Genomic DNA, 15,857 nt, shown 5'->3' on the forward strand with positions numbered 1-15,857 from the left:
GATACTTTGTTTCGACCGTTGGAATCAATGAACGCGTGATAAAAGACTATATAGAGCAACAAGGCAAAGAAGATATTGGACAAGCGAAGCTTGAGTTAGGAATTTAAATGCCCCGAGCGTAAGCTCGTGGGATATTTACTAGATTCCGAATCAAGGTTAAAATCAGCAATAAAGTAGCTTTAAATATCACTTTAAATATGCTTTAATTACACTATGGATACTAAACCTAATTTTACAATAAACTCCCACTTGTCAAAACTAATCGATGAAATAAGCAGCCTGCGCGAAAGAATTATATCCTCTAAAATCAAAGTCGCATGGAAACCCGCGATGCAAAAAGAAGCCACTATCCGCAGTGCTATGGGTTCTACCGCAATTGAAGGTTATGTATTGAGCTTACCTGAAGTTAAGGCATTAGCTCAGGGAAAACCTGAAATGCGCAATTTAAGTTCTACAGAGCGTGCTGTTGTTAATTATCTATCTGCATTGAGTTATATTCAAAAAGAGTCCGGTTCCTTGATTAGCCATGATTTAATTTATCGGCTGCATAAAATAATAGCCGAAGGGGCTTCAGAAAAAGGAACTACTCCCGGAAAATACAGAAATGTGCAGAACTATGTTGTAAACGGCCTGGGTCAGGTTATATATAAGCCGCCAACACCTAAGGATGTATCTAAACTGATGAATAGTTTTGTTAAATATGTAAATATCGAAGCCGAAGAATATTTGCCTATAATTTCTTCGGGAATTGTTCACTATAACTTTGTATCAATTCACCCTTTTGTTGATGGGAACGGCCGCTTGGCGCGATTACTGGGCACATGGGAGCTGATTCGCCGCAAATTTGATACAGAACATATTTTTTCAATAGATGATATTATCTATGAACATAAAGCCGCATATTATTCAGCGTTACAAAGTGTGCAAGGTGCGCAATATTCAAAATCTACTGATAAAGATCTTACTCCATGGCTGGAATTTTACTTAGAGGTAATGGCAGAGTCTCTGACTTGTGCCTGGCAGAGAATTATAAGGATACCAACAGATTCAATGTCTGAACAATTATCACTTACTCCCAAGCAGGAGAAGCTGGTTAATCTTCTAAAGGATTCTGGAAATTTAAGCTCAAAGGATTTGGCTAAAGCTTTAAAAATTACGGTGCAGGGTGTTCATTTTATCCTGAAACCTCTTATAAAAGCAAAAATAATAAAGCGTCGTGGCGGCAAAAAAACCGGTGCCTTTGGGCTAAGTTAATTTTTTAAAAGTTAGAAGTGTTCTCCAAATCTATGCGAGGTTAAGGACAAGCAAGATGAACAAAAAAAGCATTTACGATGTCTTAAACATATCCGATCCTAACGATAAAGTCAGTCAATGGTTAAATGTGTCAATTATCATATTGATTATTTTAAATGTTTTGTCTGTGATATTTGAGACTGTGGAAAGTATATATTCAAGCTATGTTATTTATTTCAATGTATTTGAAACTATATCCGTAATGATATTTACGATTGAATATCTACTAAGACTATGGACCTGTTTATTATTTTTATCCTGCTGTATATGAACACTAAATCAACAGTAAAATCCTTAATTATATTAATGGCTGTCCCTTTTTCGCTTGTCGGCGCAATCTGGTTCCTTTATATATTGGGTTATAATATTTCCATAGCAGTCTGGGTTGGCATGATAGCATTGATGGGTCTGGATGCTGAAACAGGTGTTTTTATGCTGATGTACCTGGATATGTCTTATGACGATGCTGTCCGCCGCGGAAAGATGAATTCATATTCTGACCTGGAGGAGGCAATTATCCACGGCGCTGTGAAAAGAATTCGGCCGAAAATGATGACCGTTATGGCGATTTTTATGGGCCTTATTCCTATTATGTGGTCCATGAGCACAGGGTCTGACGTAATGAAACGCATTGCCGCTCCGATGATTGGCGGTGTATTCACAAGTTTTATACTGGAACTGCTGGTTTACCCCGCCATATATGCCACCTGGAAGAAACGCACACTACTCCAAAATTATATACGGTAGCAATTTTGGAGTACGCACCTTGCGTAACTAATTGCACCTCAAATACGTCTTAATAAGTGAAAACCATGGATGAAAGCCTTATAAAAGACATAATCGGCAAAGCTAAAAATCTTGACCTGTCTGCGTTAGAAGTGCTATGCGAGCATTTCTATCATCGGATTTACAATTATATTTTTTTTAAAGTTAGCAGCAGGCCTGATGCTGAAGATTTAACCAGCGAAGTTTTTATAAGAATGGTAAAAAGTATTGCTCAGCAGTCGGGCGATTTTAAAACGTGGCTTTACAAAATTGCATCAAATATGGTGATAGATCATTATCGGCAGAAAGCATCAATAAAAAAAACTATGTCACGATATGAAGAATTTTTACAGCTAGATAATCAAAAGAGTAATAACCGGAATTCAGGTGACTATGATAATTTGTTTTATGCTCTGACGCAGGAACAGCATGAGGTTGTAGCTTTAAGGTTTGTAGACGGTTTTAATGTTTCAGAAATATCAAAAATAATGCAGAAGTCAGAAAATGCAGTCAAAGCGCTGCAATTCAGAGCGATGGTTACTTTGAGGGAAAAATTCAAGAAACAACCCGTCAACAGCCTCATAACTTTTGAACTTTTAGAAAATCAGGGAGTGTGCTAGATGCAAACAAAAATTGAAGATGTGTTGGATCAGGCGATTGACCAGCTTAACAAAGGTAAAAGCATTCATGATTGCCTGGATGCTTATCCGGAATACGCGGACGAATTAGCGCCTCTTTTAGCTACAGCGCAGAAACTGCAGGAAATTCAAATAAAGCAACCGCACGTATGTAAGTTATCAGAAACAATCGAAAAGGTAAGGGAAACAGCTGTCCTGATGAAAACACAAGATTCTAAGTCCTTCCCGTTTGTTCCCTTAAACACAATAGTCAGAATGTCTGTAGCTGCCGGTTTTATATTTTTAGCGGTCATTGGCGTAATGTCATTTTCTTCGCGTTCCCTGCCGGGAGAATCATGGTATTCCATTAAATTGTTCTGTGAAAAAATAGATCTGGATTATTTAACGTCTAAAAGTAATAAAGCTTCAAAACATATTGAATTGGCTGATAAAAGGTTGAACGAAGTCCAAAAGGTTGCGCAGGCCAGGCATGTGATTGATAAAAATACTTTACATGAAATGCACGTACATACTGAAATTGCGCTTGATCAGGTCGATGAATATCCTGATGAGGAGGCTGCTGCTTTTTTAAAAAGAATCGAACAGCTTCACCGCCGGCAGATTGGGCAGTTAACAAAGACTCAGTCGGATTTTTACTCGGAGAGAAGTAATATGAATGAGATAAACCAGTCAATTCAGCTTTGCAGCGACCGCATGGATTGGGTCCAACAGGCGAATGAGGGGGATTAGATGTTTAAGAATTTTGTTGGTTTAATGTTTTTAGTAGTTTTTGCAGCTGGTACGGCAGTTTTCGCGCAATCAGAGGGATGTAAGACTTCTTGCCCGATGGCAAAAAAAAGTTGTTCATGCAAAGGTGAGGTAATTTCGGTTGATACAGCGGCAAATACAATATCGCTAAAATGTAAAAAGGGCGATTGCCAAGTTTCTTTGACTGACAAAACGAAAATTATGCAGGGTAAGGATGTAAAAACGATCTCGGACATAAATTCGGGCGTGAAAGTAATAATAAAGTATTCAACAAAAGACGGGAAGAATGAAGCAAAAAAAGTTTTAATTGAACCGGTGGCGCCTTCAGGTAAAAAGAAGTAAACTTCCTAAAATACAACGCCCCGTCGTGTTACCAGTCTAACACGGCGGGGCAATATTTAAGAACTAAAAAAACAATCAAAAATCTGTTATAATATGTATATCATGCAAAAACACAATATTTCTCTCCCCGAGATATTTTATACGGTTCAAAAATCTAAAATTGACAAACTCCTCCCAAGGGTCGTCAAACATGTCAATTTCTTAACGTTTTTTTCACCTAAATATCTCTATGTCGTTCAATATTGTGTTTTTGCATATAAATAATTTGGAGGTGTTATAATGGAAGAAGGAATCAGGGAAATCAATGAGAAAGTAAAAAAAGAAAGCATGTTTATCCAGGAACTTACCGCGGAAATCGGCAAGGTAATCGTAGGGCAGGACTATATCATTGAAAGACTGCTTATAGGGCTTTTAGGAAACGGCCATATTTTAATTGAAGGCGTGCCCGGGCTGGCAAAAACCCTGCTGATTAAAACTCTTTCGGACTGCGTCCAGACAAAATTCCAAAGAATCCAGTTTACCCCGGACCTTTTGCCTGCAGATATAATAGGAACGCTTATTTTTAACCAAAAAAGCGGCGAGTTTACGGTTAAGAAAGGCCCTATATTTGCAAATATAATTCTCGCTGACGAAATCAACCGAGCGCCCGCAAAAGTCCAGTCGGCGCTGCTGGAAGCCATGCAGGAAAGGCAGATTACTATCGGTGAAAATACCTATAAACTGGACGAGCCTTTTCTCGTTCTTGCAACACAGAATCCCATTGAGCAGGAAGGGACCTATCCTCTGCCGGAAGCGCAGGTAGATAGGTTTATGCTTAAAGCAAAAATAACCTATCCGGATAAAGAGGAAGAACGTAAAATTATGGACCGGATGACTGTAGGTACCGTGCCGGAAGCAAAAAAAATAATCAGCCCAAAAGATATTATCAAAGCAAGGGAAGTTGTAAACCAGGTTTATATGGACGACAAAATTAAAAACTACATCATTGACATAGTTTTTGCCAGCCGCAACCCTGAGAATTATAAGCTTCCTGATTTGAAATCAACCATAGCTTACGGCGCCAGCCCCAGGGCGACAATTTACCTTACAATCGCCAGCAAAGCTTACGCATTCCTGCACAGCCGCGGGTATGTAACGCCGGATGACGTAAAATCCGTAGCAATGGATGTGTTGAGGCACAGAATAATTCTTTCCTACGAAGCAGAAGCTGAAGAACTTACGTCTGAAAATGTCGTAAAACAGATTTTGGATAGCGTAGAAGTTCCTTAAGCCCATGATTCCTAAAGAAATTTTAAAACAGATAAAGCGTATTCAAATACGCACCGGCCGGATGGTAAATGATGTGTTTGCCGGACAGTATAGCAGTGTATTCAAAGGGCGCGGCATGGAATTCAGCGAAGTCCGCGAGTACCAGCCCGGAGATGAAGTAAGAACTATTGATTGGAACGTTTCCGCGCGTTACGGCAGGCCTTTTGTAAAGAAATTCACCGAAGAGCGCGAGCTTACCATTATGCTATTGGTGGATATGAGCCGTTCCGAGAAATTCGGCACGAAAGATAAAACAAAAGAAGAAATAGCCGCGGAAATAGCGTCCGTGCTGGCGTTTTCTGCCGTAAAAAATAATGACAAAGTCGGTATGATAATTTTTACCGATAAGATAGAAAAATACATCCCTCCTAAAAAAACAATTACACACATTTTAAGAATAATAAGCGAAATCCTTTATTATAAACCAGAAAACACCGGCACCGATATTACCGTGGCGCTGGAATACCTTTGCCGGGTCCAGAAAAAAAGAGCTACCGTGTTTATTATTTCGGATTTCATTGATCCGAAAGGTTATGCCCATGCGCTGAGGGTTGCGGGCAGAAAACATGACCTGGTTGCAATAACACTCACTGATAAAAGGGAAGAAAACATCCCTGCCGGTTATTTCTATGAACTTACAGACGGCGAAACAGGGCAGCGGGTTGTGATTGATGCAAGAAACCAGGATAAAGTAAATGAATTTATTGAGCTTGCAAGGCAAGAAAGGGTGAAAAAAGAACAGTTGTTTAAGAAATCAAAAATTGACTTTATCCCGATAAGTACGGACAAACCCTATGCGGATCCATTGTTAAAATTTTTCTATATGCGTGAAAGAAGGTTTAGGTAATCAGCTGACTGGGTTATGAATAAAATTGTCTTTAAAATCATATTGTTGTTGTCATTGAGTTCGAACCTTTATTCAAGTGAAGTTCCAATCAATGTTTTAGCCGGAGCGGATAAAAAAGAAATTACTCTCGGCGATACTTTTGAATATGTTCTTAATCTAGAATACCCGAAAGATTATAAGTTTAACCTGCCTGATTTCACTTCAATTTTCAACGGTTTTGAAATACGCAAGCAAACCAACATTGCCCCCAGGTCCCGGGGATGGTTGTTTGGCACGAAACATTATGAGGTGCAATTCAAATTTGAACTGACTAATTTTAATATCGGTGATCAAATGATCAGCTCATTTACTGTTACATTTGCCGGCCCTTCCGGCGAAATAAAAGAAAGTGTCGTTCCTGAAACAATAGTAAAAGTAACCCCTGTAAAAGAAAACGCGCAGGATGTGCAGGATATCCGCGATATAAAACCGCCGTTATCGATAGGAATTAATACACTCCTTTTGTTTGTTATAATCATTTTTATTCTGGTAGGAGCATATTTATACTTTTTAATGCGTAAAAAAGAAGGGCCTGCTGTTGAAGGACAGGTTATTGAAGAACAGAGGTTATCTCCTGAAGAGCTTGCTAATAAACGGCTTGATGAACTGCTTGCAAAAAATCTCATAAAAGAAGGCCCTTTGGGGATAAAGCAATTTTATATTGAATTATCCGACATCATAAGAAGGTACATTTCAGAAAAATACGGTGTTCCCGTAATCGAGAGGACCACGGATGAGGTTTGCCGCGATTTGAAAAAATCAGGGCAAGCGGATAAAAAATCCCAGATAGAAATAAAGGAATTCCTTGAGAACTGCGATATGGTAAAGTTTGCTAAATACATCCCCCTGGACAACGAAATAAACGGCGATGTGGAAAAAGGAAGAGAGATAATAAAAATATGAGGTTTGCAAATCCGGTATTATTGCTGTTTTTATTGTTAATTCCGGCAGTTGTGTGGTATTTTGTAAAAAAACACAAGTCGTCATCTATTCTATACCCCAATATAGGGCTGTTAAGTAAAGTATTTCCTGTAGATAATCAAAGAAACAAAATTTTGCTGATTATGCGCATGTGTGCGCTTGTTCTTTTAATTCTTGCTTTCGCGCGGCCTCAAAAGGGTTTGGTAACCAGTGAATCCAGCACAAAAGGCATAGACATAATGCTTTGCATAGACACTTCATCAACCATGCAGGCGCTGGATTTTCAGCCGAAAAACCGCCTGGAAGTCGCAAAAGAGACCGCAAAAGATTTTATTAAAGCAAGAAAGCATGACAGGATAGGCATAGTTGTTTTTAGCGGGCTGAGTTTTACCCAATGCCCGCTCACTCTTGACCATGATGCGTTGTTTGAATTTTTGGATAAAGTCCAGATTGGCATCGCGCAGATGGACGGCACAGCCATTGGGTCGGCTATAATGACCTGCATAAGCCGCCTTAAAGACAGCACAGGAAAAAGCAAGGTTGTAATATTGCTCAGCGACGGCAGGAATAATATGGGCGAAGTGGACCCGATAACTGCCAGCAAGGCAGCGCAATCTGTTGATATAAAAATTTATACCATCGGCATAGGCGTTCCCGGCAAAGCCTTGTTTCCCGTACAGGATCCCATGTTCGGATTGCAATATGTGTATATTCCGGAGGAACTTGATGAAGGCATGATGACAAATATAGCTGAAATTACCGGCGGTAAATATTTCCGCGCCAAAACTTACGGTGGTTTTAAGGATATTTTCAAGCAGATAGACAAGCTCGAAAAATCAGAAATTAAAACTGACCAGTACACGGAATACGGTGAATTATACCGTTTCTTTCTTTTGCCGGCGTTTTTGCTGATATTGGCCGAGATAATTTTGGCCAAGACTATTTTTAGGAAAATACCATGAACTTTGACGCGAGGTTTTATTTATACTTGGCGGTTTTTGTCATTCCCGCAGTGCTGGCAGGGATGGCTTATTTGACAAGGAAATACAGGAACGAGCTCAAAAGCTTCAGCGACGAGAAAATGTACCCTGTTTTATTTGATGTACAGGTTTTCAAAGCAAGGAAAACGAAAAACATTCTGCTGGTTCTCGTTATTTTCTTTTTGCTTTTAACTCTTGCCGGGCCGCGGTTCGGCACAAAACTTGTCAATATAAAAAGGAAATCAATTGATATAATTATTGCGCTTGACTGCTCAAAGAGCATGCTTGCCGAAGATATCCTGCCAAATAGAATGTCAAAGGTTAAAGATTTGTTTTCGATATTGATAGACAGGCTTAAAGAGAACAGGATAGGCGTGCTAGCGTTCAGCGGGGTCGCCTTTACCCAGTGCCCGCTTACTTATGATAACAATGCCGCAAAAATGCTTCTTGGGATGATTGATACAAACCTGATTCCTTTTCCGGGGACATCCCTGGGTTCTGCCATAAAGCTTGCAACAAAAAGTTTCGGGGAAGACAAATATTCAAATAAAGTTCTTGTCCTGCTGACTGACGGTGAGGACCATAAAAGCGATCCTCTGGATGCCGCGCAGGAAGCCAGGGATTATGGAATAAGGATTTTTACTGTAGGTATCGGCACTACCCGGGGCGAAGTTATCCCGATGAAGGATGAAAATGGGAATACTTTTGAATATAAAAGAAACAAAAAGGGCGAGGTTGTCGCCAGTAAACTTGACGAAAATACTCTTATGCAGATTGCCCAGGCGACGGACGGTAAATATTATTCGCTTTCCTATGCCGATACCGGCGTGGTGGAACAGCTGTTGGATGATTTAAACAATATAGAGAAAAAGGAAACAAAAAGCGGTGTGTATAATTTGTATGAACATAGGTTCCAGTACACCCTGCTGATTGCGATTGTTTTGTTGCTGATAGAAATGTTTATCCCGGAAATAAAAAAACAAACCCCCACGTGAACTCTCCCTGCCTCTCTTTCACAAAGAGAGGGGACAAGGAGCTCTCTTCCCCTCTTTTTGAAAGAGGGGATTTAGGGGAGTTAATAAAATATGAATAAATTAACCCTGACTTCTGTTTTAATTATTTTGAACTGCAGTATTATATTCGCCGGCGCTGGCAGCAGCGTGAACAAAGGGAATAAATTTTTTAGAAACAATCAGTTTAATGAAGCTCTTTCAGCCTATCAGAATGCCCAGATAAACGATCCCAGCTCACCAATAGTCAATTACAACATGGGAGATGCTTTATATAAGCTTGGCAGTTATGAAGATGCGCTGACCGAGTATAATAAAGCCCTCAAAATTAAGGACAAGAAAACTAAAAGCAAAATTTACTACAATATAGGCAATACAATGTACCGCCTCCAGAAAAAAGACGAGGCGATTGCAAATTATAAGAAAACTTTGGAATTAAATTCTAAAGATGAAGATGCGAAGTATAACCTGCAATACCTTTTACAGGAGATGAAACAGCAAAAACAACAAAACAAGGACGGTAAAGACAACAAGGACAATAAAGACAAACAGAAACAACAGCAGGATCAGAAAAACCAGCAAAACAAACAGGATCAACAGAAACAGCAGCAGAAGCAGGCAGGGGAGAAGAAAGAAGAAAAGAAGAAGAAGTATATGTCAAAGGAAGATGTTGAGCGGCTTTTGCAGATGTCGAGAGAGCAGGAGAAGGAAGCGATGAAGAAGAAGATGAAGCAGGCGGCGCCGCAGCTTCCAAAACCCGACGAAGACTGGTGAAGACTGGTAAAGCGTGCTTGAGAAATCAGTTTTTTCACTCCCTTAGGTTTTTTTACGTTTAAAGTTATGAAAAAGATTCTAATACTAATAGCCATATTAGTTTTTGCATTTATTCAGGGTGCATATGCCCAGAATGTTAATATATCCGCTTCATTTGACAGGAATAGCGCCGCAGTCGGCGAGCAGATTACGATGCAGATTTCGGTTTCCGGTGATACAAACGATATCCCCGAACCGAAGCTTCCGGGTATTCCGGATTTCAATGTATATTCTTCAGGAAGAAGCCAGAGCGTTTCAATTGTTAACGGAAAGATGTCTTCTTCCATTGCTTATAATTACGTTTTAAGCCCTACCAAGCCGGGTAAATTCACTATCGGTTCAGCAACCCTTGTTTATAAAGGACAGACCTATTCAACCCAGCCTGTAGAGATTACGGTTACTGCATCGCCACAGGCGGCTCCTGCGCAATTGCCTGCAGCTTCAGCGCAAAACCCGTCAGCGAGCCAGGCACAGCCTGCCGCAGCTTCAAGAGAACTTTTTGTTGAATCTTCGGTTGATAAAAAAACCGCGTATGTTAATGAGCAGATAACTCTCAGTTTCAAATTTTTTCACCGGGTAAGCCTTCTTTCACAGCCTCAATACTCTCCGTCCGATACAACAGGTTTTCTCACGGAAGATTTGCCGCCGCAGAAAAATTACTATACCGATATTAACGGCCAGCGTTACCTTATTACAGAAGTAAAGACTGCTCTATTTGCTACATCAAAAGGCAGGTATACGGTTGGTTCGGCTCAGTTGAGATGTACAGTCAATGATAATGGGCAAGGCGGCGAAGATATTTTTAACCAGTTTTTCGGCGGGGGCAAGACGATAGTTTTGAAAAGCGATCCAATTACTGTTGACGTAATTGATTTGCCGTCACAAAACAAACCTCAAAGTTTCACCGGGGCTGTAGGCAAGTTCAATATTTCAGCCAGCCTGGACAAAAGCCAGACAGAAACCAACCAACCAATTACTCTCAATGTGAAAATAAGCGGAAACGGGAGTATTAAAACAATTACTGAGCCTAAAGCGTCATTTCAGAATTTTAGAAAGTATGACACTATAACGTCGCTTAATATCGAAAAGCCAAATTATATAGTTTCCGGTTCGAAAGTTTTCAAAATTGTGCTTATGCCGCTGATTGCCGGCAATGTTACAATCCCGCCGGTAGAATTTACTTATTTTGACCTTGCGGAAAAAAACTACAAAACTATAAATACTCCAAGTTTAAGCGTTTCTGTCAAACCCGGAACTTCTGCTCCGCCTCCTATGCCCGCGCTTTCTTCCGGCCAGGGAACCCAGGTGCTGTCGCAGGATATAAGGTATATTAAAACAAAATTATCCGGCGCGTTATCCTCTGCGCCTATTTATAAAAGCACTTTTTTATTTGCGTTGCAGTTTATTCCGGGTATTTTCTTTTTAATCTTCTGGAGATACAATACTTACAGGCAAAACCTTTATAAGAATACCGGCCTCGTAAGGTTTACATTTGCTTATAAATCCGCGCTAAAGAAATTAAAAAAACTTAATCTTGAAATAGCCGCATTGACGCCTGATAAAGTTTCCTCGCGGATATTCGATATATTATGTTCCTATCTGGCTGATAAATTTAATGTTTCTGCCTGCGGTATCATTTCAGAAGAGGTTAGGAAAAAACTGCAGGAGAAAAATGTAAACCCTGATGCTGTAGCAAAGATAGTAATTTTGTGGGAAGAATTGCAGTTTGTCCAGTATGCGCCTGCGCAGGCAACGCAGGATAAAGTCAACGAATTGCTGAATAATACAACTATAGTCCTGAAAGAACTGGAAAAAGAATTATGATAAAAAAACTTATATTTGTTATTTCTGTGCTCTTGTTGTCCTATCTAACTGCTTTTTCGGCAGAGGATATCTCAAAAGCCGTGAATGATTTATTTGTTCAGGCAAATAAGGCTTATGAACAGAACAACTATGACCAGGCCATAGCTTTATACGAAAATGCGCTGGGCCGGTACAAAATCAACAATGACTCAATCTACTACAACCTGGGCAATTGCTATTACAGGACCAATAAAATAGGCAAAGCTGTTCTGAACTATGAGCTTGCGCTGAAAATCAATCCGCGGGATGAAGATGCCAGGTATAACCTTAATTATATCAGGACGCTTATAAAAGATATCCAGGATACAAATTTCATTGACAAATTATATCTCCTGCTGACCGCAAATGAATTAGTCCTGATTACTTTATTCGTCAACATTTGTTTCTTTATATTTCTTTGGTTATTTGTGCATAAGAAGAATCCGGCATTAAAGCCTTATTGTTTATATATAGGAATTGCATTATTGGTGCTAGGTTTTTGGGCTTATAATAGGGTAAAGGATGAAAAGAGAGTTTTTGCTGTTGTGATTACAACCCCCTGCGAAGTCCGCAGCGGCCCCGGCAAGGAATATACCGCGGGTTTGTCTGTCCAGGAAGGCAAGAAAGTTGAAATTTTAAGCCGGCAGGAAGATTGGTTTGCAGCCGGCCTTCATACCGAGAAATACAAAGGCTGGCTGGAAAAAGAAAAGGTAGAGCTGATCCTGTCAAGCCCTTTAAAAAGGTAACTTTAGTATGTACATGTCGCGCCATCTAAAATGTAACTTTGGGACATGTGAAATTATTGTTAATTTTTGATGTTTTTGTAACCAGCTTTAATCCTGGGAAAGCTTGTGTCAGAAAAATGGTTTTAAAGAAGGTTCAATAAGCAGCAACAACTGGATAAAAGCCCTAGGTGAGAAATAATCCCATTAAAAGTAATACTTTAGCCCGCCGATGAACATAAATGGCAGCATATTCACCTCGGTTCTCTTTGAATAATCTTCATTATACGCATACTGGTCAATATTTTTGTTACCGAAAGCATTAATAAACTGAATATATGTTTCCCATTTTTCAGTGAAACCCGGCATGGTTAGTTTTACATCAAACCTGTGATAATCAGGCGTGCGTTCCGATAGATATTCCGCATATTGCGGTACATAATTTCCGTTTAGATAAAGCGCTCCGGTTATAGGAGTGTAAGGCGTGCCTGTGGAATACCTGTAAGTTGTCGCAAGTTTCCATTTTTTGCTGAAATCGTAGTTCAATACCAGTGAAAAATTGTGTTTTCTTTCTCCGGAAAAAGGAAACCAATCATTTACCGGTTCAAGGTAATCAAAAGCGCTTTTCCCGTAAAGCGCAGGGTCGCTTCTTTCCAGGATTTTATCCTCCGCATTTAAATATGAATAAGAAATCCAGCCGTCCCATTTTTCGGAAACTTTTCTCTGTAAAAATAAATCCATGCCCGATGCCCTTCTTACCCCGTTATTTGTATATGACATTTGCGGGTCGCTTACGACTTTGTCATGATAATCTTTAAGATAAAATTCCAACCTGACAAAATAATTTTCAAGAAAATTATGCTCCATGCCTAAAACATAATGTATGGTTTTTTCTGATTTTATTTCTGTATTTTTAAACAGGGCAGAACCGTTAACCGGAAACTTCGTATATAATCCGGTGTTGAATTTTAGCGTGGTATCTTTTGTAATCATTAAACTCAACCCGCTTCTGGGCGAAAATGTAGTGTCGTCGGTACGGTTTAAATGCGAAATCGTTGCGCCGACATTCAGGTTAAGCAAATCCTGTTTCAGCGTTATATCGTCCTGAAGGTAGAAAACGCTGATTGTTACAGGAACCCAGTCATAAATAGTTGTACTTGTATGAACAATATAAGTGCCATCGGGCATAAACGTCCTGTATTTTGATGTATAGTAAACATAGAGCGAAAGATCAAAGACACCCAATCCCTGCTCAATATCATGAATCCCTGTTTTATATTCCGCCTTCTGGCTTCCAAAAAGCCACCTCTCATTCCCGATAGAATGAAAAGAAAAATTTGTTCCTGAAAGTTTATAATCTGAGGGGCTGTCAGTATAGGCAAAAGTATAAATTAAGGAAAGTTTGTCGTCAATTATATGGTACCAGTTGAAAGAAGGCATTATTTTTGTTGCGCGGTAATGGAAAAATCCTGAAAAATCGCCGGCTGAAATTTCTTCGCCTAACTCAAAATCCATCCCTTCATAGGAAGCAAGAAAATTTACAGAGAGTTTATTGAATTGGTCTTTTTCCCAGGTGAATTTACCCTGCGAATCATAAAAAAAAGGGAAAATTGTGTTTGTGTTGGTTGAAAAAGCATTTGCAAAAAGGTCGTATTGCGTCCTTCTTACGCCGAAAATATAAGATGATTTATATTTTTCAACAGGCCCCTGGATAAACCCTTCTATTGTTGCCGCGGACAGCTCAAAAAAGCCGCTGGTTTTCTCGTAATTACCTTCCTTGTTTTTTACATCAAGCACGCCGGAGAGCGCTTCCGGATATTTTGCCGGAAACCCGCCTGAGTAAAAATCCACTGATTCAATGAATGAAGGATTGAATATGCTTTGGTTGCCTCCCCAGATGTAAGGGTTTGCTACCAGCACGTTGTCTATAAATCCGAGTGTCTCATAGGAGTTTCCCCCGCGGATATACATAAGAGAAGAAAAATCGTTACCCGTGACAACGCCGGGCAGTGTCTGGACAACTTTCAGTGAATCAGAAAAAAGGTGTGTTGTGGCTTTATTTATCTGTTCTGCTTTTACTTTTTGTTTTGAGCCGGTAGTTTTTTTCGGGGGAGTGTACGTTATCTCCATTTTGATTTCCGAAAACGAATTTGAAGTGATTGTGCTGATAATTGCCCCGGTGACGGCAGGATTTTGCGCAGTTTCCCGGGCTAATGCGGCCGTATAAAAAAATAGAAAAAGAAAGACTGTAAAAAAAGTGTTTTTCATTTAGATTTACATTTTAAGAATATTATTATACCGTATAAACGTGAAAAAAACAAATTTTATACCAATACCCTCTTAATCGGCTTGCTTGACAAAACGGTGTCAGAGTTGTAAAATGTGTGCATTAGTTCCTACAAATAAATCAAATTCCTGCCATTAGCAAAGCAATTAACGCAACAAACAGGACAGGATACATTTTACAGGAGGGTTTTTCATGAAAGTATCAGTTGATAAGGATTTGTGTACAGGCTGTAATCTTTGTGTGGACGATTGCCCGGATGTTTTTGAAATGTCCGGTGATTTTGCAATAGTCAAGGTTGATTTAATGCCTCAAAATTTGGAAACCAAAGTGAAGGAAGCCGCAGATAATTGCCCGGTTGAAGCGATAAAAGTGTCGTAAAAAGAAAGAGAGGTATTTCACTTGAAAAAACAAATTATTGAAATCAGATTACACGGCCGCGGCGGCCAGGGAGCTAAAACAGCCGCAGATTTGCTTGCTCTAACAGCCCTGGAAGCTGGTAAGCACATACAGTCGTTCCCAGAATATGGGCCGGAACGCGCTGGTGCGCCGATAAAAGCATTTGTCCGTATCAGCGACAAACCAATAGGCCTTCATTGCTCGGTTGTAAACCCGGATATCGTTGCGGTAATTGACCCGACGCTCCTGGGGATCAACCCTCCGGTAACAGAAGGTTTGACCAATGAAGGGATCCTGCTTGTAAATACCGATGAAAGCCCGGCAGACGTAAGAAAAAAACTCAATTTTAAAGAAGGCACAGTTTATACAGTTGACGCAACAAAAATTGCCCTGGAAGAAACAGGCATTTCTTTGCCTAATACCCCGATGCTGGGGGCAATTATCAAGGCAACGGGAATTGTTACAGTTGACGATTTAAAAAACCAGGTAAAGAAAAAACTCGGAAAAAAACTCAGCCCTGAAAAAATGGAAGGCAATTTCAGGGCTATTGACAGAGCTTATAACTCGATAACCAAAGGCTAATTTAAGGATTTAAAGGATCATAAAAATGGAACTAAAAAACTCAAGAGAAATACCGATAGGCGGCAAGATAACTGAAGCAGGAAACGCCGAGGAATACAATACGGGCGATTGGAGAACGTTTAAACCCGTTATTGACCAGAGCAAATGCACGAATTGTCTTTTTTGCTGGATGTATTGCCCGGATTCTTCAATCCTGATAAAGGATGCAAAAGTGACAGGAGTAGACTACAAACATTGTAAAGGGTGTGGAATTTGCGCTGAAGTATGCCCCAGAAAATGTATAAAAATGGAAAAAGGATAAAAATATCATAGGTATTTAAGAGGA

Annotated in this window: 17 protein-coding genes; 16 read left to right on the forward strand and 1 reads right to left on the reverse strand. The window is 39.8% G+C overall.

The genetic code is table 11. The features are described 5' to 3' along the window. The first annotated feature begins 330 nt into the window (after window positions 1–330). The 13 genes from KKH91_01295 (at window position 331) to KKH91_01355 (ending at window position 12,291) form a co-directional block, all read left to right on the forward strand. A complete protein-coding gene (locus tag KKH91_01295; GenBank protein MBU0951449.1) occupies window positions 331–1,254 on the forward strand; it encodes a Fic family protein in 924 nt (307 codons plus the stop codon). A 273-nt stretch (window positions 1,255–1,527) separates the two neighbouring features. Further along, window positions 1,528–2,040, forward strand: coding sequence for an efflux RND transporter permease subunit (locus KKH91_01300; GenBank protein MBU0951450.1), 513 nt, complete (start codon window positions 1,528–1,530; stop codon window positions 2,038–2,040). Between the two features lie 65 nt (window positions 2,041–2,105). Further along, window positions 2,106–2,678 carry a sigma-70 family RNA polymerase sigma factor gene (locus tag KKH91_01305; protein MBU0951451.1) on the forward strand — a complete coding sequence of 191 codons (573 nt, stop codon included), beginning with the start codon at window positions 2,106–2,108 and terminating at the stop codon, window positions 2,676–2,678. Beyond that, on the forward strand, window positions 2,679–3,425 hold the full coding sequence (locus KKH91_01310; protein ID MBU0951452.1) for a hypothetical protein: 747 nt from the start codon (window positions 2,679–2,681) through the stop codon (window positions 3,423–3,425). Continuing rightward, on the forward strand, window positions 3,426–3,785 hold the full coding sequence (locus tag KKH91_01315) for a hypothetical protein (protein ID MBU0951453.1): 360 nt from the start codon (window positions 3,426–3,428) through the stop codon (window positions 3,783–3,785). 279 nt (window positions 3,786–4,064) lie between these two features. After that, entirely contained in the window at window positions 4,065–5,054 is a 990-nt protein-coding gene (locus KKH91_01320) for a MoxR family ATPase (GenBank protein MBU0951454.1), read from the forward strand. 4 nt (window positions 5,055–5,058) lie between these two features. Then, entirely contained in the window at window positions 5,059–5,940 is an 882-nt protein-coding gene (locus KKH91_01325) for a DUF58 domain-containing protein (GenBank protein ID MBU0951455.1), read from the forward strand. A gap of 15 nt (window positions 5,941–5,955) precedes the next feature. After that, on the forward strand, window positions 5,956–6,882 hold the full coding sequence (locus tag KKH91_01330; protein MBU0951456.1) for a hypothetical protein: 927 nt from the start codon (window positions 5,956–5,958) through the stop codon (window positions 6,880–6,882). Beyond that, window positions 6,879–7,862, forward strand: a complete 984-nt coding sequence (locus KKH91_01335; GenBank protein ID MBU0951457.1) for a VWA domain-containing protein — start codon at window positions 6,879–6,881, stop codon at window positions 7,860–7,862. The genes KKH91_01330 and KKH91_01335 overlap by 4 nt, the downstream gene beginning before the upstream one ends. Further along, a complete protein-coding gene (locus tag KKH91_01340) occupies window positions 7,859–8,875 on the forward strand; it encodes a VWA domain-containing protein (GenBank protein ID MBU0951458.1) in 1,017 nt (338 codons plus the stop codon). Before KKH91_01335 ends, KKH91_01340 begins: the two co-directional genes overlap by 4 nt. 90 nt (window positions 8,876–8,965) lie before the next feature. Then, window positions 8,966–9,664 (forward strand): tetratricopeptide repeat protein, encoded by a 699-nt coding sequence (locus KKH91_01345; protein MBU0951459.1) that lies wholly within the window; start codon window positions 8,966–8,968, stop codon window positions 9,662–9,664. A gap of 66 nt (window positions 9,665–9,730) precedes the next feature. Beyond that, window positions 9,731–11,527, forward strand: a complete 1,797-nt coding sequence (locus tag KKH91_01350) for a BatD family protein (protein ID MBU0951460.1) — start codon at window positions 9,731–9,733, stop codon at window positions 11,525–11,527. Beyond that, window positions 11,524–12,291, forward strand: a complete 768-nt coding sequence (locus KKH91_01355; GenBank protein MBU0951461.1) for a tetratricopeptide repeat protein — start codon at window positions 11,524–11,526, stop codon at window positions 12,289–12,291. Before KKH91_01350 ends, KKH91_01355 begins: the two co-directional genes overlap by 4 nt. A gap of 183 nt (window positions 12,292–12,474) precedes the next feature. Here KKH91_01355 and KKH91_01360 read toward each other — a convergent pair whose 3' ends face one another. Further along, window positions 12,475–14,535, reverse strand: a complete 2,061-nt coding sequence (locus KKH91_01360) for a TonB-dependent receptor plug domain-containing protein (GenBank protein MBU0951462.1) — start codon at window positions 14,533–14,535, stop codon at window positions 12,475–12,477. Between the two features lie 211 nt (window positions 14,536–14,746). On the opposite strand from KKH91_01360, the gene KKH91_01365 reads away from it, so the two are divergent. From KKH91_01365 to KKH91_01375, 3 genes are read left to right on the forward strand one after another with little or no spacing between them, the layout of a single operon-like run. Beyond that, complete coding sequence (locus KKH91_01365; protein ID MBU0951463.1) at window positions 14,747–14,932, forward strand: ferredoxin; 186 nt, start codon at window positions 14,747–14,749, stop codon at window positions 14,930–14,932. Between the two features lie 33 nt (window positions 14,933–14,965). After that, window positions 14,966–15,532 (forward strand): 2-oxoacid:acceptor oxidoreductase family protein, encoded by a 567-nt coding sequence (locus KKH91_01370; GenBank protein ID MBU0951464.1) that lies wholly within the window; start codon window positions 14,966–14,968, stop codon window positions 15,530–15,532. 25 nt (window positions 15,533–15,557) lie between these two features. Continuing rightward, window positions 15,558–15,833 carry a 4Fe-4S binding protein gene (locus tag KKH91_01375; GenBank protein ID MBU0951465.1) on the forward strand — a complete coding sequence of 92 codons (276 nt, stop codon included), beginning with the start codon at window positions 15,558–15,560 and terminating at the stop codon, window positions 15,831–15,833. Window positions 15,834–15,857 lie beyond the last annotated feature (24 nt).

Source organism: Elusimicrobiota bacterium (assembly GCA_018816525.1).
Lineage (GTDB): Bacteria > Elusimicrobiota > Endomicrobiia > CG1-02-37-114 > XYA2-FULL-39-19 > OXYB2-FULL-48-7.